Below are 23,187 nucleotides of genomic sequence, written 5' to 3' on the forward strand. Positions count from 1 at the left end.
GACTCCTACAGCCAGCGCACAATAAAAAGCCGCCCGGTTTCCCGGACGGCTTTTTCATTTCAGCTGCCACTGACTCAGAAGTGGAAGTTGGTGCTCAGCAGTGCAGTACGACCAGCCGCCTGGTTGGCGAAGTGGGTACCGTATGCCTTGTCGTAATAAACCTCATCGGTGAGATTCTGCACGTTCAGCTGCAGGTCGACGTTCTTGTTCAGCTTGTAGCTGGCCATAGCGTCATAACGGATGTAGGAATCGACGTAGGTGCTGTTATTGGTGCTGCCCCATACCTCATCCACATAGAAAGCACCGCCACCGACGGTGATCTTGTCGGTGATGTTGTAGGTCGTCCACAGGGACAGGCTGTGCTCCGGTGTGTTGCCCAGCTCATTGCCGTTGTTGACGTTATCCACCCAGATCGGTGCTGTTGCGGTGCCGATGTTCTGCTTACCACCATCCACCAGCTCGCTGTCCAGATAGCTGTAGCCCGCAAACACTTGCCACTTGTCTGTCAGCTTGCCGCTTGCAGACAGTTCGATACCATCCACGCGGGTTTTGCCGGCGTTTTCATAGGTATCGATATCCACCAGAACGCGGGCGTTTTTCTTCTCGGTGCGGAAGATGGCGGCAGTCAGGGACAGACGCTCATCCAGCAAATCCCACTTGGTGCCCAGCTCATAGTTGACGGTATCTTCCGGCTCCAGATCGTTGGTGATGTTATCTGCAGTCAGAGGGTTACCGTCTGTACCTTCACTCAGCATGGCACCGGGCGGGGTCGCGGAAGTGGCGTAGGAGACATAGAAACTGCCATTTTCAACCGGTTTCCAGACCAGGCCCAACTGACCGTTCCAGAAGTGGCTGTCATTTTCCAGTTTGGCCGTAGTAGTCCCCTCTGCATCGTAGGTTTTGGCCTTGGTGCTGAAGCTGTCATAACGCAGGCCCATGTTCACCAACCACTCTGGTGTCAGTTCCAGGGTGTCGAAGGCATAGACCGAGCGAGTCGTGCCACTGGTATGCGTACCGGCACGGTTGCGCTCAATACTGCCGCTCCACGGATCATCCGGAGTCGGATTACTCAATGAGGTGCAGTTGTACGGTGCGCCTAGATCGGTACAAATAGTCTTACGGCCAGCAGCTTTGGTACCCGACTTGGTATCTACCGTGTAGCTTTCCTTGTCTGAGACCTCTCGGCTCAGCTCGATGCCGGTGGAGAAGTTGTTCTTGAAGCCCCCCAGATAGAACTCACCAAACAGATCAGTCTGGTTGGTGGTAGTTGCGGTGTTACCCACTCGGGAGTTGATCCGGCGCCAGACTTTGTCGTTGATCACGTTGCCCTGGCTGTCATCCGGCTGAGTCAGGATGTAGTCCTGCATACTGTTGCCGTGACGCAGAGTGTTCTTGATGGTCAGTGAATCACTCAGATCATGCTCAAAAGAGATGGTCGCAATGTCCGCCCGGGTTTTGCGGAAGTCGCGCTTGGTCAAACCGTAGAAGTTGCTGCTATCACCGCCATCGTTGGGTTTATCCGGGCTTTCAGCGGTATGGGTATTACCCACCGAATAGCCGTAGGGAATCCCCGAATCAGGCAGGTCATCACTTTCCATGTGGTAGAAGTCGAGCTTCAGGCGGGTATCAGTCCCCAGACCAAATGCCACAGACGGAGCGATCCCCCAACGGTCGTAGTTAACCTTGTCACGGCCAGCCACGTTGCTTTCATGGGCCATCAGGTTCAAACGACCGGCAATGTTCTCAGTGAACTCATAGTTGCCATCCAAGGTGTAACGGTGAGTCTGATCTGAACCCCAAATGAAGCCGCCATCCAGCGAGTTACCCAGATGAGCCTGCTTGGTCACCAGATTAAGGCTACCGCCTGCACCACCACGCCCCCCCATGGATGAGTTAGGGCCTTTACTGACTTCGACAGACTCGATGGCGAAGATTTCACGGGTTTGCGCGCCCGTGTCACGTACACCGTCCAGATAAGTGTCGCTCTGGGCATCAAAGCCACGAATGAACGGGCGATCGCCCTGCGGGTTACCGCCTTCACCTGCGCCCATGGTGATGCCCGGCACGGTACGCAGTGCATCCTGCAAGGTCATGGCGTTGGTGTCTTTCAGCACCTGTTGCGGCACAACGGTCACGGAGCGTGGCGTGTCACGCAGCGGTGCGGTGTATTTGGGCGACTGAGCAGTGGTCGCCTGATAGCTATCGTCTTCCTGACTCTGGCCCTGGATATAAGTTACATCCAGGTCAACTGGGCCTTCCTTGGCCGTTGTGTCTGCAACAACGGGGGCAGACAGTGCAGTAACAGCCATGCCCACGGCAGTGGCCAAACGGGTTGAATTGCTTATTGGAAGTTCAGTTTCCAGAGTCACAACAAGATGCCTCCACATAGATGATGTTGCGAAAAGTAGAGTAAATGATAATTAGTATCAACATATTTCAGAAAAATAATGATACATTTGTGCCGGTTAACGGAGCTTGATAAGGCCACGGATGGGCCGCTATGAATCCTCTTGATCGGACCCATTCCCATGCTGTTGCACATCCCCAATGTTCTCTCTGCTGATGAAGCTGAACGCGTTCGCGTGGCGCTGGAAAAATCGGAATGGGCAGACGGGAAGATCACTGCGGGCTATCAGTCCGCTCAAGCCAAGCACAATCTGCAATTGCCTGAAGGCCACCCGTTGGGCCGCGAAATTGCCGAGCTGATGGTGCAGCGCCTGTGGCAGAACCCGCTGTTCATGTCGGCGGCGTTGCCAGAGAAGCTCTACCCGCCGCTGTTCAACTGCTACACCGGTGGAGGCCATTTCGGCTTCCATATCGATAACGCAGTGCGCCAAGTACCGGGCGGTAGCGAGCGGGTACGTACCGATCTTTCCGCCACACTGTTCTTCAGTGACCCGGACAGTTATGACGGCGGCGAGCTGGTGATTCAGGACACCTACGGCACTCAGCGGGTCAAGTTTGCCGCTGGCGACATGGTCCTCTACCCCGGCACCAGTCTGCATAAGGTTGAGCCGGTAACGCGGGGAGCCCGTATCGCTTCGTTCTTCTGGATACAGAGCCTGATCCGCGATGACGGCCAACGCACCCTGTTGTTCAACATGGATCAGGCCATTCAGCAACTGACCCGGGACGTACCCGATCACCCGTCACTGCTGCAACTGACTGGCACCTATCACAACCTGCTGCGCCAGTGGGCAGAGCTCTGAGCCATGGGCACGCTGACCACCATCGAAACAGCAGACGCCGAACAGTTCGCCGAAAGCCTGCAGGGTTCACCGCAACAGCGCGCCAAAGCCATTCTGGCGGCAGCGCGCACCGGCCTGCCGTTGGCGCAAACCATGCTCGGGCAGATTCTGCTGGAGGGCCATGGCATCGAGCAGGACCGCACGCTGGCCATTACCTGGTTCAATATCGCGGCCAGCCAAGGCGACACCATGGCCCTTAACATGCTCGGACGCTGTCATGAACATGGCTGGGGCGTGGAAAAGAATGAGCCCATGGCAGCGGCCTATTACCAGAAGGCAGCCGATCTCAAACTGGACTGGGCGCAGTACAACCTGGCCAACCTGCTGGCCACCGGGCGCGGCACTACCCGTGATCCACAACAGGCTTTTGCTCTGTACCTGCAAGCGGCCAATCAGGGCCACGCCAAATCCATGAATCTGGTGGGGCGCTGTTACGAAGACGGCACCGGCGTGGAGGCCAATCCGGCAATCGCCTTTGACTGGTATCGCCGCTCAGCCGAGGCCGGAGACTTTCGCGGGCAGTACAGCTGGGCCACCGTATTACTCGGCCAGGGAGAAATTGAGCACGCCTGCGAATGGCTGCAACGGGCGTTGCAGGGCGGCAACCTGAATTTCCTGCGTGCAACTCGCTCTGCCTTGTTGCACGCTGAGGAAACAGAAGTCCGGGAGATTGCCCTGGCCTTCCATACCCGTGCAGCCGAGTTGGGCGATGCCAGCGACCAAGCTGCTTACGAGCAGGTGGCCGCAGCACAACGCGCCTGAATCAACCTCCGTAACCGCCCCCCAGCACCTTGTACAGCTGCACCTGATTTTGCAGCTGCGAAGACTGGTTCTGCAGCAGGCTGTCGCGAGCCGAGAAGAAGCTCTGCTGGGCACTGAGCACGGTGAGGATATCCGCCGAGCCGGTGCGGTATTGCAGCTCAGCCAGGCGGAAAGCTTTCTCGGCGTAGGCCAATACTTGCTGCTGGCTCTCGTACTGACGCTGGCCTTCACGCACGGCAATCAACGCATCCTCCACTTCCTGCAAAGCGCTGATCACCGTCTTGCGGTAGCTGTCCGTCAGCTCCACATAGCGTTCCTCAGACAGCTCCACCGCACCGCGCAGAGCACCGCCACGGAAGATCGGCTGCACCAGCGAAGCGCCCAAGCTGCTGGCCAGGTTGGCGCTGTTAAACAGGTTGCTGAACACATCCGCGCTGTAGCCGCTGGAGCCGGTCAGGCTGATGCTGGGGAACAGTGCAGCGCGGGCTGCACCGATGTCCGCATTGGCGGCCCGCAGGCGCGCCTCCTGCGCTTGAATATCCGGGCGGCGCAGCAGCAGTTCGGAGGGCAGCCCCGCCACTTTTTCCTGCGGCAGCATCAGCTTGCCGAGGCTGTCGGCCTTAATCTGTGCAGCAAAGCCTTGCGGGACTTCACCGAGCAGAATGGCCAGTGCATTTTCCGCCGTCTGGCGCTGCTGACGAATCCCCGGAATGGACGCACGGCGCTGCTCGACCATGGTTTGTTGCTGTACCAAATCCAACTCACTGCTGGCACCTAAGCGCGTTTGGGCTTCGGCCACTTTCAGAACTTCTTCGGCGTTGGCCAGATTCTCCAGCGCAATGCGCTCGCGCTCGCGCAGCTCCAGCACTTTGAGGTAGCTGGTTGCAGTAGATGCGGCCACCGTCAGGGCCACCGTATCGCGCTCGAATGCGGTCGCCCGTGCCCCTTGCAGAGTGCCTTCCAGGTTGTTGCGGTTCTTACCCCAAACATCCAGCTCATAGCTGATCGACAAGCCCGAAGAGAAAGACTCACGTACCCCGCCACCGGCGTTGTCCGAGGCGAAGTTGCGGTTGCCGCCAAGATTACCGCTCACGGTTGGCAGCAACGGCGCACCGGCAACACGGGCCTGAATATCAGCCTGACGCACGCGGCTCATGGCGGTGGATAAGTCCAGGTTGCCGTTGGCTGCGCGCTCGATCATCGCGGTCAGCTCATCGCTGCCAAATGCCTGCCACCACGCGGGATCAACCACCGCACCAGCGCCCTGCTCGTATTGCTCAGGCAGCGGCAGCTCGGGCGTTTCATACACCGGCGCAAGGTTGCAGCCAGCCAAAATCAGGGCACATACCAGAGGCAGCGGTTTAAACATCGCTTTCATAACCATTAATCCGAGGCCAGAGCTTGAACAGGGTCGAGATGGGCTGCTTTACGGGCAGGCATCAGACCGAAAATGAGTCCGGTGGCAAACGCACAACCGAAGGCCAACAACACCGGAGCCAGAGTGAACTCCACCGAAGTGCCGAACATCCGCAGCAGCCACGCCACTGCCAAGCCCAGCACCACACCGAGCACACCGCCGATGGCAGAGACCACCAGTGCTTCGGTGATGAACTGCTGGAGGATGTTGCCGGTGCGCGCACCGGTGGCCATGCGGATACCAATTTCGCGGGTCCGCTCGGTGACGTTGACCAGCATGATGTTCATCACGCCAATACCACCCACCAGCAGCGAGATCGCCGCAATCGAGCCAAGCAAAATGGTCAGGGTGTCCTGTGTCGCGGTCACCGCCTCAAGCAGCGAGGCGGTGTTACGAATCTGGAAGTCCTCCACGCCGTTGTGGCGCTTGAGCAGTTCCTGACGAATCACTTCTTCGGTATCAGCAATCGCGTCGATGTTGTCGATATAGGCGGTAATGCTCTGCACATAACGCTGGCCAAACAGACGCAAGCTGCCGGTTGAAAACGGCACCAGCGCCACGTCGTCCTGATCTTGCCCCCACGGTGTCGCGCCCTTGGCGCTCATCACCCCGATCACCTGGAACGGCACGTTCTGTATCAACAGGTACTTGCCCACCGGGTTCTGATCCGGGAACAGGTTTTGCGCTACGGTCTGGCCGATTACGGTGACGGTTGCATAGGAGCGCTCATCGTCCTCACTGAAGAACGCGCCTTGCGCCATCGGCCACTCACGCACCACTGGCATGCTGGCATTGGTCGCGGTGATGCTGGTCTTGTAGTCGATATTGCCAGCGCGCAGCGTGGCATTGCCTTGCAGTTCGCCCAGCGCGTCGCGCACGTTAGGCAATTGCGCCACCGCTTTTGCATCTTCGGCGGTCAGGGTTGCGGTTACGCCATCAGCAGAGCGCGGCATATTCGGCGCGCCGGGGCGGATCGACAGCAAGTTAGTGCCCATCGCACTGATGCGATCGACCACACTTTGTCGTGCGCCGTTACCCACCGCCAGCATGGCCACAACCGAAGCCACACCAATGACGATGCCGAGCAGCGTCAGCACAGTACGGAACAGATTGGCCCGCAGCGCCCGCCCCGCCATACGCACCGCCTCGCCCACATCCGCAGTACCAGCGCCTGCCGGCGTGGTGTTAAGCGCAAACTCGACCGGCGCAGCTTCAACACGCTCTTTGGGGCCGCTGTCCGCCACGATCAAACCATCGCGGATTTCGATCTGGCGATCTGCGTGGGCAGCGACTTCGCGGTCGTGGGTGATGATGATTACTGTCTTGCCCTGAGCCGACAGCTCCTTAAGCAGCGCCAGCACTTCCTGGCCGGACTTGCTGTCCAGCGCTCCGGTCGGCTCATCCGCCAGAATCACCTCAGCGTCGTTCATCAACGCACGGGCAATCGACACCCGCTGCTGCTGCCCACCAGAGAGCTGGCTCGGACGGTTGCGCAGGCGCTCGCCCAAGCCCAGACGCTTAAGCAAATCAGTCGCCCGTATATGCCGTTCTGCTGCTGGCTTGCCGGCATAAATCGCAGGAATTTCAACGTTCTCCAGCGCATTGGCGGTGGAGATCAGGTTGTAGCTCTGGAATACAAAACCAAAGGCTTCGCGACGCAGCGCAGCCAGCCCGTCTGTATCCAGCTCAGCCACCGGACGCCCGGCAAACAGATACTCTCCGCCGCTGGGTTTATCCAGACAGCCGAGGATGTTCATCAGGGTACTTTTGCCGGAGCCGGACGCTCCCATGATGGCGACAAACTCGCCCCGTGCGATCTCAAGGTCGATGCCGTGTAGCACCTTCACTTCGATCTCGCCGGTATTGAAACTGCGGGTAATGTTCCGCAGGGATATCAGAGCGCTCATCAGTTCCCCCTTAGAAACGTGGACCGCCGCCCGGAGGGCCCATACGACGACCGCCGCCCTGACCTTCCGCACCAGCTGGACGCGGTGCCATTGCAGACTGCATAGCCGCCAGTTGCTCGCCTTCAGCAAGGCCTTCCAGCACCTGCGCATTGACCCGGTCACGCAGGCCGATCTTGACCATGCGCTCGACCGGCTTGCCCTTTTCCATCACCTGCAAGCGGTAGCCCGTAGCGCCATCCGGCAGTGGACGGCCAGGACGGTTTTGCAGCACCGAAACCGGAATGGTCAGCACATCGTCAGCCTTGGCGTTGATGAAAAACACCTGAGCGCTCATCTGCGTCATCAGCTTGCGGTCCGGGTTATCCACATCGAACTGGGCGTTATAGAGCACCACGTTATTGGTCACCGTCGGTGTCGGCAGAATCTGTCGTAGCGTGGCCTCCCAGCGTTGCTCGCTGCCCAGCGTGGTGAAGTACACCGGCATGCCTTCTTTAAGCTTGCTGATGTCGGCTTCGGAGACCTGTGTATCGACGGTCATGCGCGACAGGTTGGCGATTTGCACAATCACCGGTGCCTGCTGGTTGGCGTTGAGGGTCTGCCCCTGCTTGGCCGACTGCGACACCACCGTGCCGTCCATGGGCGCGAAGATTTTGGTGTATTCGAGATTGGTGCGGTCTTCTTCCAGCCCGGCTTCGGTCTGGGCGATCTGCGCTTGCAACGCTTCAATCTGCGCCGACTTAACCTTCACATCCGCCTGCGCGGTTTGCAGCAGCTCCTGACTCGTAGCCTTCTCGGCAAACAGCGCCTGCTGGCGCTTGAGCTGAATCTGCGCCAGTTCGAGCTGGGCCTGAGTTTGCTTGAGCTGAGCACGCTGATTGGTCAACTGAGCCTGAGTGGCAACCACTTTGGCCTCCATCAGGCGCGGATCGATTTCTGCCAGCAGCTGGCCTTGCTTCACCTCATCCCCTAAGGCCACATGCAGCTTCATCAACTGTCCGGAAACCTGAGCACCGACATCCACATAATCCAGCGGCTGCAAGGTGCCCAGCGCGGTAGTGGTGTCTTCGATATTGCCTTTGCTGACCGTGATTAACGGCGCCTTGGCGGTGCCATTGCTGTCATCCTTCATGTACCACCAGCCGGCACCTGTGGCAGCAATCAGCGCGGCTGCGATCAGCAAACTGCGGGGAGAAAAGAGGCTTGAGCGTAACGACATGGCGACTGCATCCAATTGATTAAGCGGTATTTCCACAATGGTGGCCATGCTAGCCAACGCACCCGACCAACGGAACGCAGCAGAAGGTAAAGGATGGGTAAAGCTGGGCTTACAAAGGTGCTTGGTGGCGCTCTTGGACTGTGCGAGTCGCCGAGACTCTTGTGCATGAATGCCCAATCCAACGGTGGGTAAACTGCTTCGCAGTCTTACACCACCCTACAAAAGCAGACGATCCGTAGGGTGGTGTAAGGCCGCAGGCTTACCCACCATGCGCCAGTTGCTTCAATGCAGTTTCTGCATTCATCGCGTCCCGTTGTGCCTCACGTCTTATCCACAAAAACAAAAAACCCCGCCGAAGCGGGGTCTTTGTGGTCACGGCATGCCTTACAGGTAGTAAGACTTCAGCGGCGGGAAGCCGTTGAACTCAACCGCGCTGTAGCTGGTCGTGTAAGCACCGGTAGACAGCCAGTAGAGGCGATCACCTTCAGCCAGATTCAGAGGCAGGCCGTACTTGTAGTTTTCGTACATGATGTCGGCGCTGTCACAGGTCGGGCCGGCGATGACCACTTCTTCCACTTCGCCTTTCTTCTCGGTCCAGATCGGGAACTTGATCGACTCATCGGTGGTTTCCACCAGACCGCTGAACTTGCCCACATCCACATACACCCAGCGCTCAACGGCAGTGCGGGATTTACGCGCAACCAGCACCACTTCGCTGACCAGAATACCGGCGTTGGCAATCAGCGAACGGCCTGGCTCCAGAATGATCTCCGGCAGGTCTTCACCGAAGTCTTCCTTCAGGAAGCGGATGATTTCTTCCGCGTAGGTTTCCAGGCTGTTGGTGCGGGTGATGTAGTTGGCCGGGAAGCCGCCGCCCATATTGATCAGTTTCAGGTGGATGCCATCTTCTTCTTTCAGACGCTCGAAGATCACCTTCACCTTGGCAATCGCCGCATCCCACACGGAGATGTCGCGCTGCTGCGAGCCCACGTGGAAGGACACACCGTAAGGTACCAGGCCCAGGTCACGGGCAAGGATCAGCAGGTCCATGGCCATGTCAGTCTGGCAGCCAAATTTACGGCTCAGCGGCCAGTCAGCAGTGGTCGAGCCTTCAGTCAGAATGCGCACATACACCTTGGAGCCCGGAGCAGCCTTGGCAATGTTACGCAGATCGGCTTCTGAGTCGGTTGCGAACAGACGCACGCCCTTCTCATAGAAGTAACGGATGTCCTTGGCCTTCTTGATGGTGTTGCCGTAGCTGATGCGGTCTGCGCTGATACCGCGGCTCATCACCTTGTCCAGCTCATAGATGGAGGCGATGTCGAAGTTCGAGCCTTTGTCCTTGAGCAGGTCAATGATCTCAACAGCCGGGTTGGCTTTAACCGCGTAATACACCTTGGCGAACTCGAAACCTGCACGCAGGTCATCGTAAGCCTTGCTGATGATGGCGGTATCGATCAACACAAAGGGGGTTTCCTTGGTATCGGCAAACGCCTTCATGCGCTGAAAAGTTTCGGGTGCGTAATAGTCTTCGACCTTAATCGACATGCGAGGGAACTCCATGTGGCAAAACAAAGAAAATTGTTGAGGGGTGGTTCTTCTCAGAACCGCGAACGCCTAATCCGTTTCCCCACTTTGGTTCGCCTACTTCCCAAGGCATGTCGCCGAGAATTACCCAGCCTGTGGATAACCTCTCGTCGTCAGTACTTGAGCCGGATGGATCGTTTCCAGCATGGACGTTCGGGCGCGAACTTTAGGGCCATGTTCCCTGTATATCAATCAAAAAATTCAAATGCGTGACAGCCAGCAGCCATAAGGGTTTCAAGCGTTTTTGATACTTAACAAAACGTCCGAAATGCTGAACAAAAAGCGATAAATATCGCCCTATTAAATGTGGTTATTTAACGCCGGGGTTCGCTACGCAGTGACACACATCTGACAGTCCATCAATAACCGCGCAGCAGCTTCTCGGCTAGATGTGCCGTTTGCCGTTATAATCCCGCGCTTTTCGGGCAGATTCCGCCCCGCAACCGATTCCAGCCAGGCATACAACCATGACCATTCAGGCCGCCGAAGTCGCCAAGCGCCGCACATTCGCGATCATCTCTCACCCCGACGCCGGTAAAACCACCATTACCGAAAAGCTCCTGCTGATGGGCAAGGCCATTGCCGTCGCCGGTACGGTGAAGTCGCGTAAGTCCGACCGCCACGCCACCTCCGACTGGATGGAGATGGAAAAGCAGCGCGGTATCTCCATCACTACGTCTGTGATGCAGTTCCCCTACCGCGATCATATGGTCAACCTGCTCGACACCCCCGGCCACGAAGACTTCTCAGAAGATACCTACCGCACCCTGACGGCGGTGGACAGCGCCCTGATGGTGCTCGACGGCGGTAAAGGTGTTGAGCCGCGTACCATCGCCCTGATGGAAGTCTGCCGCCTGCGCGACACGCCTATCGTCAGCTTCGTCAACAAACTCGACCGTGACATCCGCGACCCGATCGAGCTGCTCGACGAGATTGAGGCGGTCCTCAAGATCAAAGCCGCACCGATCACCTGGCCGATTGGCTGCTACAAAGATTTCAAAGGCGTTTATCACCTTTCCGGCGACTACATCGTCGTGTACACACCGGGCCACGGCCATGAGCGCATCGAGAACCGCGTGATCCAGGGCCTGGACTCCGATGAAGCCCGCGCTCACCTGGGCGATCAGTACGACAACTTTGTCGAGCAGCTGGAACTGGTTCAAGGTGCCTGCCACGAGTTCAACCAGCAGGAGTTCCTCGACGGCCAGCTCACTCCGGTGTTCTTCGGTACCGCCCTGGGCAACTTCGGTGTGGATCAGGTACTCGACGCTGTAGTCGACTGGGCACCACAGCCGCTGCCACGCGAAGCCCGCGAGCGCAGCGTGGCACCGCAGGAAGAGAAGTTCTCCGGCTTTATCTTCAAGATTCAGGCAAACATGGACCCGAAACACCGGGACCGCGTGGCCTTTATGCGTATCTGCTCCGGCAAGTACGAAAAAGGCATGAAGATGCGCCACGTGCGTCTGGGCAAAGACCTGCGCATCGGCGACGCCCTGACCTTCTTCTCCAGTGAGCGTGAAATGCTGGAAGAGGCTTACGCCGGCGACATCATCGGCCTGCACAACCACGGCACCATCCAGATCGGCGACACCTTTACCGAAGGCGAAAACCTCGGCTTTACCGGTATCCCGCACTTCGCCCCGGAACTGTTCCGCCGTGTGCGCCTGAAAGACCCGCTCAAGTCCAAGCAACTGCGCCAGGGTCTGCAGCAATTGGCTGAAGAAGGCGCGACTCAGGTGTTCTTCCCTGAGCGCAGCAACGACATCATCTTGGGTGCCGTCGGTGTCCTGCAGTTCGATGTGGTCGCCAGCCGCCTGAAAGAAGAATACAAAGTTGAGTGCAGCTACGAGCCGATCACCGTCTGGTCGGCCCGCTGGATCGAATGCGACGACAAGAAAAAGCTCGAGGAATTCTCCAACAAGGCTGTGGAAAACCTCGCCATCGACGGCGGTGGTCACCTCACCTACCTGGCACCGACCCGCGTCAACCTGAGTCTGATGGAAGAACGCTGGCCGGACGTAAAATTCCGCGCCACCCGCGAACACCACTAAGTTTCAGCGCAATAAAAAACCGGCCTTTATGGCCGGTTTTTTATTGCAGGTCCGATATTTTCAGCTGTCTGGTGGATGGCTACGTCCATCCACCCTACTTTGGACCGTACTTACTCCGTGGCTGGCGCTGGTGCCGCAGTCTCGGCAACCGCCGGCTCAGGCACCACATGCAGTCGCTCGAAGCAACCGTAATACCAGGCACCGGCCAGCAGACCAATTGCCACGATCAGCGCCAGCAGCCACGGCCACAGTGGCTTGTTCGCAGCATACGGATCACGCAGCGAGCGCGCGCATCCGCCCGGCAGCGCCGCCAGTTGAGTCAACGCAGCACCAAAACCGATGCTGATGCTAGCGCGGGCGTTCACTGCCCAGCCGTTGGCATCCAGAATCGGGCCAAGGCTGCGGCGGCGCAGTTTGAACCAGGCCATCAGCATGGACGGACCGGAGATCGCCAGGATGATGCCGATAAACAGCAGCGGCATCTGCCACCAACGCAGCGACAGCACGCCCGTCACCATGGCAGCCAGTGCAGTACCCAGCGCGCCTACGGCCAAACCTGCTGCGGCGAAGATACCGGCGAACTTGGCAATGTCGAAGCCTTGCGGAGCAGCTGCCGGTGCAGCCGGTGTGGCGGCCACTTTTGTGGCAGTGTTATTGACCATTTCCGCATCGCGGCTGGCCGCAAACTTCTGGATCTGCTCGGAAACCATCTTCGAGACACGGCGATACGGCGACCAGAACGCTTCACGGATGCTGATAGGGTTCTGAATCACCTTCACCACGGCTGCATCCCAGTCATTGCCTTCACGGTCATAGAACAGACCATGGCGGCCGACCATCAGATCGCCCTCAGTACCCGCAGTTACCGCTGCAACGATGTTGATGGTTTCTTTGCCATGCACCGGCTCACCGCGGCGGGTGCAGCTGCAGTACAGCAGGAAGCTGTCACTGGCGGCGGCGACTTTGGCGTGGGCTTCGATGTCGGTAACTTCCACCACCAGATCGCAGCTCTTGCCGTCGATAAACAATGTACCGGCCTGGAACACCGCCTTGTCGCGGCGGGCATAGAAATCCTGGAAGGACACAAAGTTGCGCAGCAACGTGACCAAACCACCTTTCAGACGAATCAGTTTGTCCAATTCGACCAGACCATCCGACGCCTCAGCCACTTCCAGATCGCGGGCCACCAGTGCCATCAACTGCGCCTGCACGCCCTGCTCGACCAGCTCGAGAATGCGCGGCAGCTCCAGCACTTTGGCAATCGCGACCTGCGGTTTAGCCGCCAGCCAGTTCAGGTACTCGCCACACAGGCCGACCAGACGCTGCCACTGTTCACGGCTCAGGCTTTCCTGATCACCCAGAATCGGCTTAACCACACGTTCACGCAGCTCAGCCATGGCATCAGCCCAAGCGGGGTTCAGCTCCTTGCTCAGCGGCAGGCTGTCACCATGCTTGATGCTTGCCAGTGGCAAAGCACCGACTTGGCTGCTGTCGGCCAGAGACAGACCAGCCAGACGGATCAGTTCTTCTTCCTGACCATCCATCAACGCAGCGGCGCGGGTATCAAACGAAGCCATGGCAACGCGGGTGAAGTAGTCATCGACCTTCTCGCGCACGGCGCTCAGGGCATCAACCGCTGCGGCAGTGTCATCACCAAACGCATCCAGCCCCAATGCGGCGGCGCTGGCGTGCCAGGCGCTGAGTTCTTCAGCCTGGGTAAAGAATGCAGTGATTTGTTCTTCACCAATGGCCTGCTCGCCACTGCGATCCACCACGGAGCCCTGACAGGCAATGATGTCGGCGATGGCGGCTTGCAGAGCGGCATCGTCCGTCAACGTAGCAGGCACCAGGCCGTCGCCGTTGGACTCCTGAGGCGGGAACAGCAGCGCCAGATCATCCGTATCGGCGCTGGTCAGTTGCTGATCACTGCGGCCCAATACGCCGAGCAAGCGGTGAGCGGCCAAACGCAGGCGTGTACCCTCTTCGTTCTGGCTCAGGGAGTCCAGTTGCAGCGGCTCGTTATTAAACAGCACAGCTGGATCGGCCAGGCGGGCCAATGTCCAGTCCACGATATCCAGCAGCTCAGGTGCACGGATACGGCCATCATTATTGCTGTCGATATACCCCAGCATGCGCCGGTCCAGCGCCAGATTGGCAACAGGGCAAGCCAGGCTGGCCCAGAGTTTCTGATCCAGACCACGCAAGGCAGCAAGGTCGGCGGGGGTTTCTATTGATACTTGGTCAAAGCCGCCGGCACGGAAAAACCGCCAGCGTTGAGGTGAATCGGAGGTCATCTAAACAATTCCTTACTTCTGATAGCCGCTGCCCGCACATGGGCGCTGTAGAGATGGAGTAACAGTTTGCCAGCTTAACAACTGAGTATGAAAAAATGCCAACTGTGTACACTTCTGCACAGCTACAGCCACAACCTGTCTGACAACCCAGCAGGACGCAGACGATGCAGTTGATTGATACCCACACCCACCTGGACTTTCCCGACTTTGATGCCGACCGCGATCAACTGCTCGCCCGCAGCCGTACGCTGGGCGTGGAGCGGTTGGTGGTGCTTGGCGTGTACGAGGCCAACAGGCAACGGGTGTGGGATTTAGTTCAACAGCACGACGGTTTATATGCAGCTTTTGGTCTGCATCCGGTTTATTTGCATGAACACACTCAGGCGCACCTTGAGCAATTGCATGGGTGGCTGACACAGCTCGCAGGCCAGCCGAAGTTGTGTGCTGTGGGTGAGATCGGGCTGGATTATTTTCTCGAAGAGTTGGACCGCGAACAGCAGCAGGCGCTGTTTGAAGCGCAGTTAAAGATGGCGGTTGAATTTGAGTTACCGGCGTTGATCCATGTGCGCCGCGCCCATGCCGCAACGATTGCTACGCTCAAGCGCTACAAACTTAAACGCGGCGGCATTATCCATGCCTTCGCCGGCAGCGTTGAGGAAGCGCGGGAGTACATCAAGCTCGGTTTTAAACTCGGCATCGGTGGTGCTCCGACCTGGCCGCAGGCACTGCGTCTGCGCAAAGTTGTTGTGCAGTTGCCAATCGAGGCGATTGTGCTGGAAACCGACTCGCCGGATATGGCTCCGGCTATGTATCCGAACCAGCGCAACAGCCCGGAGCATCTGGCGGATATTTGTGTGGCGCTCGCGGAGCTTCGTGGCATCAGCCCGGATGAGCTGGCCAGCGCCAGCAGTCGCAATGCGTGTGAGTTGTTTGGGTGGGATTCATCTCCCCTCTGACGTGTCAGTCTCGCAGTATCGAGGAACTGTTTCGTTTCGGTTGCGCCTGATGTATCTACGCAAACCGTAGGGTGCGATAAGACCGCGCAGCGGTTTATCCACCATTGGCCATAACTGGCCACGCATCTCCTGCGCCTGTACGCACGCTCGGTGGGTAACCGGCTTTGCCGGCTTACCGCACCCTACAGGTGACGGTGCACACACGGCCTATGCAAACCGTAGGGTGCGATAAGACCGCGTAGCGGTTTATCCACCATTGGCTGTAACTGGCTACACATCTCCTGCGCCCGTACGCCCGCTTGATGGGTAACCGGCTTTGCCGGCTTACCACACCCTACAGGTGACGGTGCACACACGGCCTATGCAAACCGTAGGCTGCGATAAGACCGCGCAGCGGTTTATCCACCAATGGCCATGAATGACCACACACCTACTGCGTCTGTACGCACGCTCGGTGGGTAACCGGCTTTGCCGGCTTACCTCACCCTACAAAATCGCGGTAACTCAGTGACTGATCATCCACGGTCTGCCGCCGGCTTTGGCTTTCATCGCGTGCGGGTTTTCTTTGGTTGGGGCTAGGGGTTTGCTTGGCCCGCAGCAGCCGCAGCCTTTGGGGTGTTTGCGGCTTTGGGCGAATTCTTCGACGGTTTTCGGTGCGTGTGAACTGGTTTCGTTGGCGGCCATGGCGCGGCGCTGGTTGCTGGACATGGTGGCCAGTTGCGGTGCAGTCAATATCACCCGCAGGCTGTCGCCGCCGCATTCCGGGCAGGCGCAGGGCTTGTCACGTTCGGCCATCGGACGCAAGGCGGTGAAGTCACCACAGGCGACGCAATCGTATTCATAAATCGGCATGGTGCTGTTCTCCCATTCGCGGCACATTCGTCAGCCGGGCGCTGCGGATAAACACAGCGCCCGGCTTGTGGGTTTACTTGTCCGGCGCAATCGGCAGATCGATGCTGCCGTCGAGGAACTTGGTCGGGCCGGATGCGCTCGGGTTGATATCGAAGTCGAAAATCTCCGTCGGCAACCACAAGGTGGCGCAGGCGTTGGGGATGTCGACGACGCCGCTGATATGCCCCTGCACCGGCGCAGAGCCGAGCAACGCATAGCCTTGCGCCGGTGAGTAACCGAATTTGGTCAGGTAGTTGATGGCGTTGAGGCACGCTTGCTTGTAGGCGATGTTCACGTCCAGGTAATGCTGGGTGCCCGCTTCGTCTACCGAGATGCCTTCAAATATCAGGTAGTTTTTGTAGTTCGGGGTGATCGGGCTGGGTTTGAACACCGGGTTCTTGATCCCGTATTTGGCCATGCCGCCTTTGATCAGCTCGACCTTCATGTGCACCCAACCGGCCATTTCGATGGCACCGCAGAAGGTGATTTCGCCATCGCCCTGGCTGAAGTGCAGGTCGCCTACCGACAGACCTGCGCCGTTCACATACACCGGGAAGAAGATTTTCGAGCCACGGGACAAATCTTTGATATCGCAGTTACCGCCATGCTCACGCGGCGGGACGGTGCGTGCGCCGGTAGCAGCCGCCAGGTCGCGGGCCTCGCCTTTGAGCTTGCCCATGTGCGCGGTAGAGGCGAACGGCGGGTTGGCCAGCGGCGGGACGCGGGTTGGGTTGGTGTCGATCAACGCCTGCTCACGCTTGTTCCAGTCAGCGAGCATTTTGTGATCCGGCAGACAGCCGATCAGGCCGGGGTGAATCAGGCCCGCAAAGTTCACGCCCGGAATGTGCCGGCTGCTGGTGAACATGCCTTTGAAATCCCAGATGGCTTTTTGTGCCGACGGGAAGTGATCAGTCAGGAAGCCACCGCCATTCTGGCGTGAGAAGAAGCCGTTAAAGCCCCACATCGAATCAGCCTTGGCACCGATGTCGAGCAGGTCAACCACCAGCAAATCGCCCGGTTCAGCGCCGTGCACACCGACAGGACCGGAGAGGTAGTGCACGGTGGACAAGTCCACGTCGCGCACGTCGCTGGCGTCATCGTTGTTCTCGATCGCCCCGGCGGTCCAGTCATAGGTTTCGAGGATGAAGTCATCGCCCGGCTTCACCCAGCACGCCATGGGAATATCCGGGTGCCAGCGGTTGTGGATTTGCTCGTTCTCAGTCGCAGGCTGATTGAGGTCAACCTTGATCAGTGTTTCGGTCATGACAAAACTCCTGGGATCGTGGTGGATTCCGGCAGGAACACGCCGGGGGACAGGAGCAGTCTTAAACGGGACGAAAAATCGGGAAATACGTTGGATGACGTATGCGTTCAGGCAGAAGAAACAGACGTTGAATGCCTAACCGTAGGGCGGAACCGCGCAGCGTTTCCGCCGGGCCGATGTAAAGACCAATCAGAACTCAGGGCCGTACGCGTAAGCCCTTCACGGCGTTCCCCGGATTACGCCTTCGGCTAATCCAGGCTACGGGCGGCTTTTGTAGGGTGTGGTAAGCCTGCGTAGCAGGTTACCCACCATCGTTTTTGCCGGTTTAACGAGGGGGGCGATCTGTGCGGGCGCTTGGTGGATAAACCGCTGCGCGGTCTTATCGCACCCTACGGTTGATCGGTGATCGCTAATCCAGGCTACGGGTTGGGCGGCGCCAATAAAAACGGCTGGCGAGGGAGACTGCGCCAGCCGTGAGTACACACCGCTCCGGCCTTTCAAACAGCCCAGGCGGTAGCGGGGTGTAAACCTGTGTCAGACCGAGAGGTAGCGGCTGATGGCGGCCTCATCCACGTTCTCCCGCGTCTCCTCCACCACAAATTTGCCCTTTTCGATAACCAGAAAACGGTCGGCAATTTCCATGGTGAATGACAGCACCTGCTCCGACACCACGATGGTCAGATCGCGCATGTTGCGGATCTCCTTCAGGGTGCGGGCGATGTCTTTGATGATCGACGGCTGAATGCCCTCTGTAGGCTCATCCAGCAGCAGCACTTTGGGGTTGGTCGCCAGGGCGCGGGCAATCGCCAGTTGCTGTTGCTGACCGCCAGAGAGGTTGCCGCCTTTGCGTGAGCGCATCTCGTGCAGCACTGGGAACAGCGCGTAGAGATCGTCCGGCACTTTTCCACCTGCCGAGGAAGGCAAGCCAGTCTGAATATTCTCCAGCACGGTCATGCTGGGGAAAATCATCCGCCCTTGCGGCACATAAGCGATGCCGTTGGCGACGCGCTCGTGGGTTTCCATTTTCGACACGTCGCGGCCATCCACTTCGATCTGCCCGCCCCACTGCGGCAGCACGCCCATCAGGCTTTTGAAGAAGGTGGTTTTGCCCATGCCGTTGCGGCCCATCACCGCCACAATCTCGCGTTTGTTCACGTTGAGGGTGAGGTCATGCAGGATCTGGCTCTGACCGTACCCCGACGCTAGGTTAGTGATATTGAACATCTGAAAACTCCTTGTGCCAGGGCAACGTCACACGCTGCCCACCGCTGATTCATTAGTGCCCCAGATACACTTCAACCACCTTCGGATTGCTCTGCACCGCATCCATGCTGCCTTCGGCCAGCACTTTGCCCTGATGCAGCACCGTGACCTTGTGGGCGATGCTCTTCACAAACTCCATGTCGTGCTCAATCACCAGTACCGAACGGCCTTTGCTGATGCGGTTGAGCAGCTCGGCGGTCTGCACCCGCTCGTTCACACTCATGCCTGCTACCGGCTCATCCAGCATCAACAGCGCTGGGTCTTGCATCAGCAACATGCCGATTTCCAGCCACTGTTTTTGCCCGTGGGAGAGCAAATCGGCCTGCATATGCAGTTGCTCGCTTAAGAGGATTTCCCCGGCCACTTCTTCGACCCGCGCCACCACCTCTGCCGTGCGCTTAAACAGCAGCGCACCAAACACATTGCGGCCCTTGGGATAGGACATTTCCAGGTTCTCAAACACCGTCAGGTTCTCGTAGATCGACGGGTTCTGGAACTTGCGCCCGACGCCTGCGCGGACGATGTCGTACTCGCGCATTTTGGTCAGCTCGCGGTTCTCGAACTGGATGCTGCCGGAGGTGGCTTTGGTTTTGCCGCAGATCAAATCCAGCACCGTGGTTTTGCCTGCGCCGTTAGGGCCGATCACCACCCGTACTTCGTTACGGTCGATGTACAGGTTGAGGTCGTCCACCGCCTTAAAGCCATCGAAGGACACGGTCAGGCCTTCAATCGCCAGCACCGGTTTGGGCATTTGGAAGCCAGTCGCACTCATAGTGATTTCTCCAGTTCCGGGGTGGACGCAGCGGTCGGTGCAGCAGCAGGCGCGGCCACTTTCACCGCCATCGGCTTAGCCTCAACCGGCTTGCGCTTGAGCTTGCCCAGCCACTTGCGACCATGGCTTTCCCACAGACCAGCCAGGCCATTGGGGAAATACATCACCACCGCGATAAACAGGCCGCCCATCAGGAACAGCCACAGCTCAGGGAAGGTTTCGGAGAAGTAGGTTTTGCCGTAGTTCACCAGCAACGCACCGTACACCGCACCGAGCAGCGACATACGTCCGCCCACCGCAGCGAATATGACCATTTCAATCGACGGCACGATGCCGACGAAGCTCGGCGACATAAAGCCCACCTGCAGGGCAAACATCGCCCCGCCGATGGCCGAGAAGGCCGCCGCGATGCAGTACACAAAGATCTTGAAGCTGGCCACGTCGTAACCGGAGAAGCGCACGCGCTCTTCCTTGTCACGCATCGCCACCAGCAGACGGCCCAGCTTGGAGGTGAGGATATAGCGCCCCAGCAGGATGCAGCCGAACAGCAGCAAGGCGTTGACGAAGTACAGGATCAGCTTGGCTTCGTCAGTGCGGATATCCCAGCCCAGCATGGTGCGCAAGTCAGTGATGCCGTTAACCCCGCCAGTCAGGCCCTGTTGGCCGATAATCAGCACGGTCAGGATCAGCGCAATAGCCTGAGTCACGATGGAGAAGTACACGTCCCCTACCCGACGTTTGAACATCGCCATACCGATCACAAAAGCCAGCACCACCGGCACCGCAATCACCGCGAACAGGGTGAAGCCGAAGCTGTGGAAGGGTTCCCACATCAGCGGCAGTTCGGTGATCTGGTTCCAGTCCATAAAGTCCGGGATGCCCGGTGTGGACTGAATTTTGGTGCTCTCAGGATCAGACGCCTCCAGTTTGAGGAACATCGCCATGCAGTAACCGCCCAGGCCGAAAAACACGCCCTGCCCCAAACTCAGAATGCCGCCGTAACCCCAGCACAGCACCAGCCCTACAGCGACAAAGGCGTAGGTCAGGTATTTACCCACCATGTTCAGGCGGAAGGCATCCAGCGCCAGCGGGAATACCACCAGAATCAGCGCGGCCAGCACCAGCAGGCCAATGGCCCCTTGTTTGCCGCCGATAACGTTATTCATCGCGTTCATTGGCTTGGCTCCTTACTTACGCAACTTGATGGAGAACAGCCCTTGCGGACGCATCAGCAGAATCAGGATCACCGCAGACAGGGTGAACACCTTGGCCATCGAACCGCTCATAAAGAACTCCATCAGCGACTGCGCCTGAGCGATGCTGAACGCCGAAGCGATGGTGCCGAGCAAGCTGGATGCGCCGCCGAAGACCACCACCAGGAAGGTGTCGACGATGTACAGCGAGCCAGCAGTCGGGCCGGTCGAACCGATGGTGGTGAACGCAGCGCCAGCCACACCGGCCACGCCGCAGCCGAGGGCGAAGGTCATGCGGTCGACCTTCTTGGTGTTGATGCCCACTGCACGGCTCATCACCCGGTTTTGCATGGTGGCGCGCACATGCAGGCCCCAGCGTGAGCGGTAAAGCATCAGGAAGATGGTTGCAGTCAGCAGGATGGTCAGGCCCATCACAAACAGGCCGTTACGGGGAATGTCGATGGCCTCGGTCGGTGCCCAGGACCCCATCAGCCACTCCGGCAAGGTCGCCGTCACTTCACGGGCACCGAAGATGGAACGGAACGCCTGCTGCATCACCAGCGATAAGCCCCAAGTCGCCAGCAGCGTGTCCAACGGGCGGTGATACAACTTGCTGATCATCGCCCATTCCACCAGCCAGCCGATGGCACCAGCAATGAAGAAGGACAGGACGATGGCCACAAAGAAATAGTAAGGGCCGAAAAACGGCGCGTATTGCTCGGTTAACACCGACACCACGTAGGTGGTGTAAGCACCAATGGTCAGAAACTCACCATGGGCCATATTGATGACGCCCATCTGGCCAAAAATGATGGCCAGCCCAAGAGCCATCAACAACAGCACGCAGAACACGGACAATCCGTTAAAGCCCTGCATGGCGGCGATGGCACCAAACTCTGAGAGCCATTCCATGATGATCTCCTCACGTCATGAACCCACCCCGCTGCCGGGGTGGGAAGTTGGATCAGGTCGAAAACTGCACTTCAATCAAACAGCCCCCGCAGCGTGGCGCGGGGGCGGTGGCTATTACTGGTAGCCTTCCGGGAATGGGTTTGGCTCGATCAGGTCAGACTCGTACACCACCTTGAACTGGCCATCGGCTTGCACCTGACCAATGCGGGTTTTGCTCCACAGGTGATGGTTTTCGTGGACTTTCACGTAGCCTTCCGGCGCAGTGGTCAGCTCGATGCCTGGAGAAGCTGCGGCAACTTTATCCACATCGAAGCTGCCGGCTTTTTCCACGGCGGCTTTCCACAGCCATGGGCCAAGGTAGGCGGCCTGAGTCACGTCACCGATCACCGCGTCTTTGCCGTATTTAGCTTTGAAGGCTTCTACGAAAGCCGCGTTGTTCGGGTTATCCAGGCTCTGGAAGTACTTCATGGAAGCGTAGAAACCGTCCATGTTTTCACCGCCGATGCCCAGCAGTTCGTCTTCAGTTACGGAAAGGGTCAGCAGGTTCTGTTTGGCGCTGGTAACGCCTGCGGCTTTCATCTGTTTGTAGAAGGCCACGTTGGAGCCCCCCACAACAGCAGCGAAGACCACATCAGGCTTCTTCAGTTTGACTTTGTTGATCAGCGAGCCGAACTGGGTGTTGCCCAGCGGGTAGTACTCTTCGCCCACTACGCTGCCACCGAGCACGTTTTCGATGTGCTTACGGGCGATCTTCATCGAGGTGCGCGGCCAGATGTAATCCGAACCGATCAGGTAGAAGCTCTTGGCGCCCTTCTCTTTGGCGATCCAATCGAGGCTGGCGATGATCTGCTGGGTCGCTTCCTGACCGGTGTAGATCACGTTTTTGGACTGCTCAAGGCCTTCATAGAAGGTCGGGTAGTAGAGCAGGCCATTTTCTTTTTCGAAGATCGGCAGTACCGCTTTACGGGAGGCGGAGGTCCAGCAGCCGAACACGGCAGCTACCTTGTCGCCGACCAGCAGCTTCTTGGCTTTTTCAGCGAAGGTCGGCCAGTCGGAGGCTCCATCTTCCTGAATCACTTTGATCTGGCGACCGAGGATGCCGCCGCTGGCGTTGATCTGCTCGATGGCCAGACGCTCGGCCTGAATCGAACCAGTTTCAGAAATGGCCATGGTGCCGGTTGCCGAGTGCAGCTGGCCGACGGTTACTTCAGTGTCAGTCACGGCCAGGCCGGTGGTGTTTACATCCGCCAGCACAGACTGGCTGAACACACTACTGGCCAACAGCGTGAGTGCCGCAGCCCCCAGGGCGAGCCGTCGGGGGAGAAAGCGAGTCGCTCGTAAATCCATGGTCATGCTCCTGTGTTGGTTGTCTCCCGGCTCGTGGTTGTCATTGCCGGAAGGTTCGCCAACAGCATGCGGCGGCACAGGACGCAGCCGGTATACGCAGCTTGACG

Annotated in this window: 17 protein-coding genes; 4 read left to right on the forward strand and 13 right to left on the reverse strand. The window is 58.4% G+C overall.

Features of this window, described 5'->3' with window-relative positions; genetic code table 11:
* Positions 1–74: 74 nt before the first annotated feature.
* Positions 75–2,387: a TonB-dependent receptor gene (locus tag AO726_RS05055; protein WP_058066944.1), complete on the reverse strand. Its 2,313-nt coding sequence runs from the start codon at positions 2,385–2,387 to the stop codon at positions 75–77.
* Positions 2,388–2,528: 141 nt separating this feature from the next.
* On the opposite strand from AO726_RS05055, the gene AO726_RS05060 reads away from it, so the two are divergent.
* Together AO726_RS05060 and AO726_RS05065 are read left to right on the forward strand one after the other, a co-directional pair.
* On the forward strand, positions 2,529–3,209 hold the full coding sequence (locus AO726_RS05060) for a Fe2+-dependent dioxygenase (RefSeq protein WP_058066945.1): 681 nt from the start codon (positions 2,529–2,531) through the stop codon (positions 3,207–3,209).
* 3 nt (positions 3,210–3,212) lie between these two features.
* Positions 3,213–4,010: a tetratricopeptide repeat protein gene (locus tag AO726_RS05065; protein WP_058066946.1), complete on the forward strand. Its 798-nt coding sequence runs from the start codon at positions 3,213–3,215 to the stop codon at positions 4,008–4,010.
* A 1-nt stretch (position 4,011) separates the two neighbouring features.
* Here the strand turns inward: AO726_RS05065 and AO726_RS05070 are convergent, their stop codons facing one another.
* The 4 genes from AO726_RS05070 to AO726_RS05085 all read right to left on the reverse strand — a co-directional run bounded on the left by AO726_RS05070 (position 4,012) and on the right by AO726_RS05085 (position 10,098).
* Positions 4,012–5,388: an efflux transporter outer membrane subunit gene (locus tag AO726_RS05070; RefSeq protein WP_160320958.1), complete on the reverse strand. Its 1,377-nt coding sequence runs from the start codon at positions 5,386–5,388 to the stop codon at positions 4,012–4,014.
* A gap of 5 nt (positions 5,389–5,393) precedes the next feature.
* A complete protein-coding gene (locus AO726_RS05075) occupies positions 5,394–7,337 on the reverse strand; it encodes a MacB family efflux pump subunit (RefSeq protein WP_206542500.1) in 1,944 nt (647 codons plus the stop codon).
* Positions 7,338–7,344: 7 nt separating this feature from the next.
* On the reverse strand, positions 7,345–8,598 hold the full coding sequence (locus AO726_RS05080) for an efflux RND transporter periplasmic adaptor subunit (protein WP_241492050.1): 1,254 nt from the start codon (positions 8,596–8,598) through the stop codon (positions 7,345–7,347).
* 336 nt (positions 8,599–8,934) lie between these two features.
* Entirely contained in the window at positions 8,935–10,098 is a 1,164-nt protein-coding gene (locus tag AO726_RS05085; RefSeq protein WP_058066948.1) for a type III PLP-dependent enzyme, read from the reverse strand.
* A gap of 506 nt (positions 10,099–10,604) precedes the next feature.
* On the opposite strand from AO726_RS05085, the gene AO726_RS05090 reads away from it, so the two are divergent.
* Positions 10,605–12,188, forward strand: coding sequence for a peptide chain release factor 3 (locus AO726_RS05090; RefSeq protein ID WP_058066949.1), 1,584 nt, complete (start codon positions 10,605–10,607; stop codon positions 12,186–12,188).
* A gap of 110 nt (positions 12,189–12,298) precedes the next feature.
* Here the strand turns inward: AO726_RS05090 and AO726_RS05095 are convergent, their stop codons facing one another.
* Positions 12,299–14,482, reverse strand: a complete 2,184-nt coding sequence (locus tag AO726_RS05095) for a hypothetical protein (RefSeq protein WP_058066950.1) — start codon at positions 14,480–14,482, stop codon at positions 12,299–12,301.
* Positions 14,483–14,646: 164 nt separating this feature from the next.
* On the opposite strand from AO726_RS05095, the gene AO726_RS05100 reads away from it, so the two are divergent.
* Entirely contained in the window at positions 14,647–15,438 is a 792-nt protein-coding gene (locus AO726_RS05100) for a TatD family hydrolase (RefSeq protein ID WP_058066951.1), read from the forward strand.
* A 504-nt stretch (positions 15,439–15,942) separates the two neighbouring features.
* Here the strand turns inward: AO726_RS05100 and AO726_RS05105 are convergent.
* From AO726_RS05105 to urtA, 7 genes are all read right to left on the reverse strand, one after another.
* Complete coding sequence (locus AO726_RS05105) at positions 15,943–16,290, reverse strand: FmdB family zinc ribbon protein (RefSeq protein WP_058067102.1); 348 nt, start codon at positions 16,288–16,290, stop codon at positions 15,943–15,945.
* A gap of 73 nt (positions 16,291–16,363) precedes the next feature.
* Positions 16,364–17,593: a formamidase gene (gene fmdA, locus AO726_RS05110; protein WP_058066952.1), complete on the reverse strand. Its 1,230-nt coding sequence runs from the start codon at positions 17,591–17,593 to the stop codon at positions 16,364–16,366.
* A 534-nt stretch (positions 17,594–18,127) separates the two neighbouring features.
* Positions 18,128–18,817, reverse strand: a complete 690-nt coding sequence (gene urtE, locus AO726_RS05115) for an urea ABC transporter ATP-binding subunit UrtE (RefSeq protein ID WP_058066953.1) — start codon at positions 18,815–18,817, stop codon at positions 18,128–18,130.
* Positions 18,818–18,869: 52 nt separating this feature from the next.
* Positions 18,870–19,628: an urea ABC transporter ATP-binding protein UrtD gene (gene urtD, locus AO726_RS05120; RefSeq protein WP_058066954.1), complete on the reverse strand. Its 759-nt coding sequence runs from the start codon at positions 19,626–19,628 to the stop codon at positions 18,870–18,872.
* Complete coding sequence (gene urtC, locus AO726_RS05125; protein WP_058066955.1) at positions 19,625–20,803, reverse strand: urea ABC transporter permease subunit UrtC; 1,179 nt, start codon at positions 20,801–20,803, stop codon at positions 19,625–19,627. The genes urtD and urtC overlap by 4 nt, the downstream gene beginning before the upstream one ends.
* Before the next feature lie 12 nt (positions 20,804–20,815).
* A complete protein-coding gene (gene urtB, locus AO726_RS05130) occupies positions 20,816–21,733 on the reverse strand; it encodes an urea ABC transporter permease subunit UrtB (RefSeq protein ID WP_058066956.1) in 918 nt (305 codons plus the stop codon).
* Positions 21,734–21,847: 114 nt separating this feature from the next.
* Positions 21,848–23,080: an urea ABC transporter substrate-binding protein gene (gene urtA / locus AO726_RS05135; RefSeq protein ID WP_058066957.1), complete on the reverse strand. Its 1,233-nt coding sequence runs from the start codon at positions 23,078–23,080 to the stop codon at positions 21,848–21,850.
* Positions 23,081–23,187: the final 107 nt, after the last annotated feature.

It is taken from the genome of Pseudomonas sp. TTU2014-080ASC (assembly GCF_001446935.1).
Lineage (GTDB): Bacteria > Pseudomonadota > Gammaproteobacteria > Pseudomonadales > Pseudomonadaceae > Aquipseudomonas.

Excerpts from the sequence above, each read along its gene's own strand:
- urtD (WP_058066954.1), bottom strand. The coding sequence starts at position 19,628 with ATGAGTGCGACTGGCTTCCAAATGCCCAAACCGGTGCTGGCGATTGAA.
- urtC (WP_058066955.1), bottom strand. The coding sequence starts at position 20,803 with ATGAACGCGATGAATAACGTTATCGGCGGCAAACAAGGGGCCATTGGC.
- AO726_RS05070 (WP_160320958.1), bottom strand. The coding sequence starts at position 5,388 with ATGAAAGCGATGTTTAAACCGCTGCCTCTGGTATGTGCCCTGATTTTG.
- AO726_RS05065 (WP_058066946.1), top strand. The coding sequence starts at position 3,213 with ATGGGCACGCTGACCACCATCGAAACAGCAGACGCCGAACAGTTCGCC.
- AO726_RS05055 (WP_058066944.1), bottom strand. The coding sequence starts at position 2,387 with ATGTGGAGGCATCTTGTTGTGACTCTGGAAACTGAACTTCCAATAAGC.
- AO726_RS05085 (WP_058066948.1), bottom strand. The coding sequence starts at position 10,098 with ATGTCGATTAAGGTCGAAGACTATTACGCACCCGAAACTTTTCAGCGC.
- AO726_RS05095 (WP_058066950.1), bottom strand. The coding sequence starts at position 14,482 with ATGACCTCCGATTCACCTCAACGCTGGCGGTTTTTCCGTGCCGGCGGC.
- urtE (WP_058066953.1), bottom strand. The coding sequence starts at position 18,817 with ATGTTCAATATCACTAACCTAGCGTCGGGGTACGGTCAGAGCCAGATC.
- AO726_RS05100 (WP_058066951.1), top strand. The coding sequence starts at position 14,647 with ATGCAGTTGATTGATACCCACACCCACCTGGACTTTCCCGACTTTGAT.
- AO726_RS05080 (WP_241492050.1), bottom strand. The coding sequence starts at position 8,598 with ATGGCCACCATTGTGGAAATACCGCTTAATCAATTGGATGCAGTCGCC.
- fmdA (WP_058066952.1), bottom strand. The coding sequence starts at position 17,593 with ATGACCGAAACACTGATCAAGGTTGACCTCAATCAGCCTGCGACTGAG.
- urtB (WP_058066956.1), bottom strand. The coding sequence starts at position 21,733 with ATGGAATGGCTCTCAGAGTTTGGTGCCATCGCCGCCATGCAGGGCTTT.
- AO726_RS05105 (WP_058067102.1), bottom strand. The coding sequence starts at position 16,290 with ATGCCGATTTATGAATACGATTGCGTCGCCTGTGGTGACTTCACCGCC.
- AO726_RS05060 (WP_058066945.1), top strand. The coding sequence starts at position 2,529 with ATGCTGTTGCACATCCCCAATGTTCTCTCTGCTGATGAAGCTGAACGC.
- urtA (WP_058066957.1), bottom strand. The coding sequence starts at position 23,080 with ATGGATTTACGAGCGACTCGCTTTCTCCCCCGACGGCTCGCCCTGGGG.
- AO726_RS05090 (WP_058066949.1), top strand. The coding sequence starts at position 10,605 with ATGACCATTCAGGCCGCCGAAGTCGCCAAGCGCCGCACATTCGCGATC.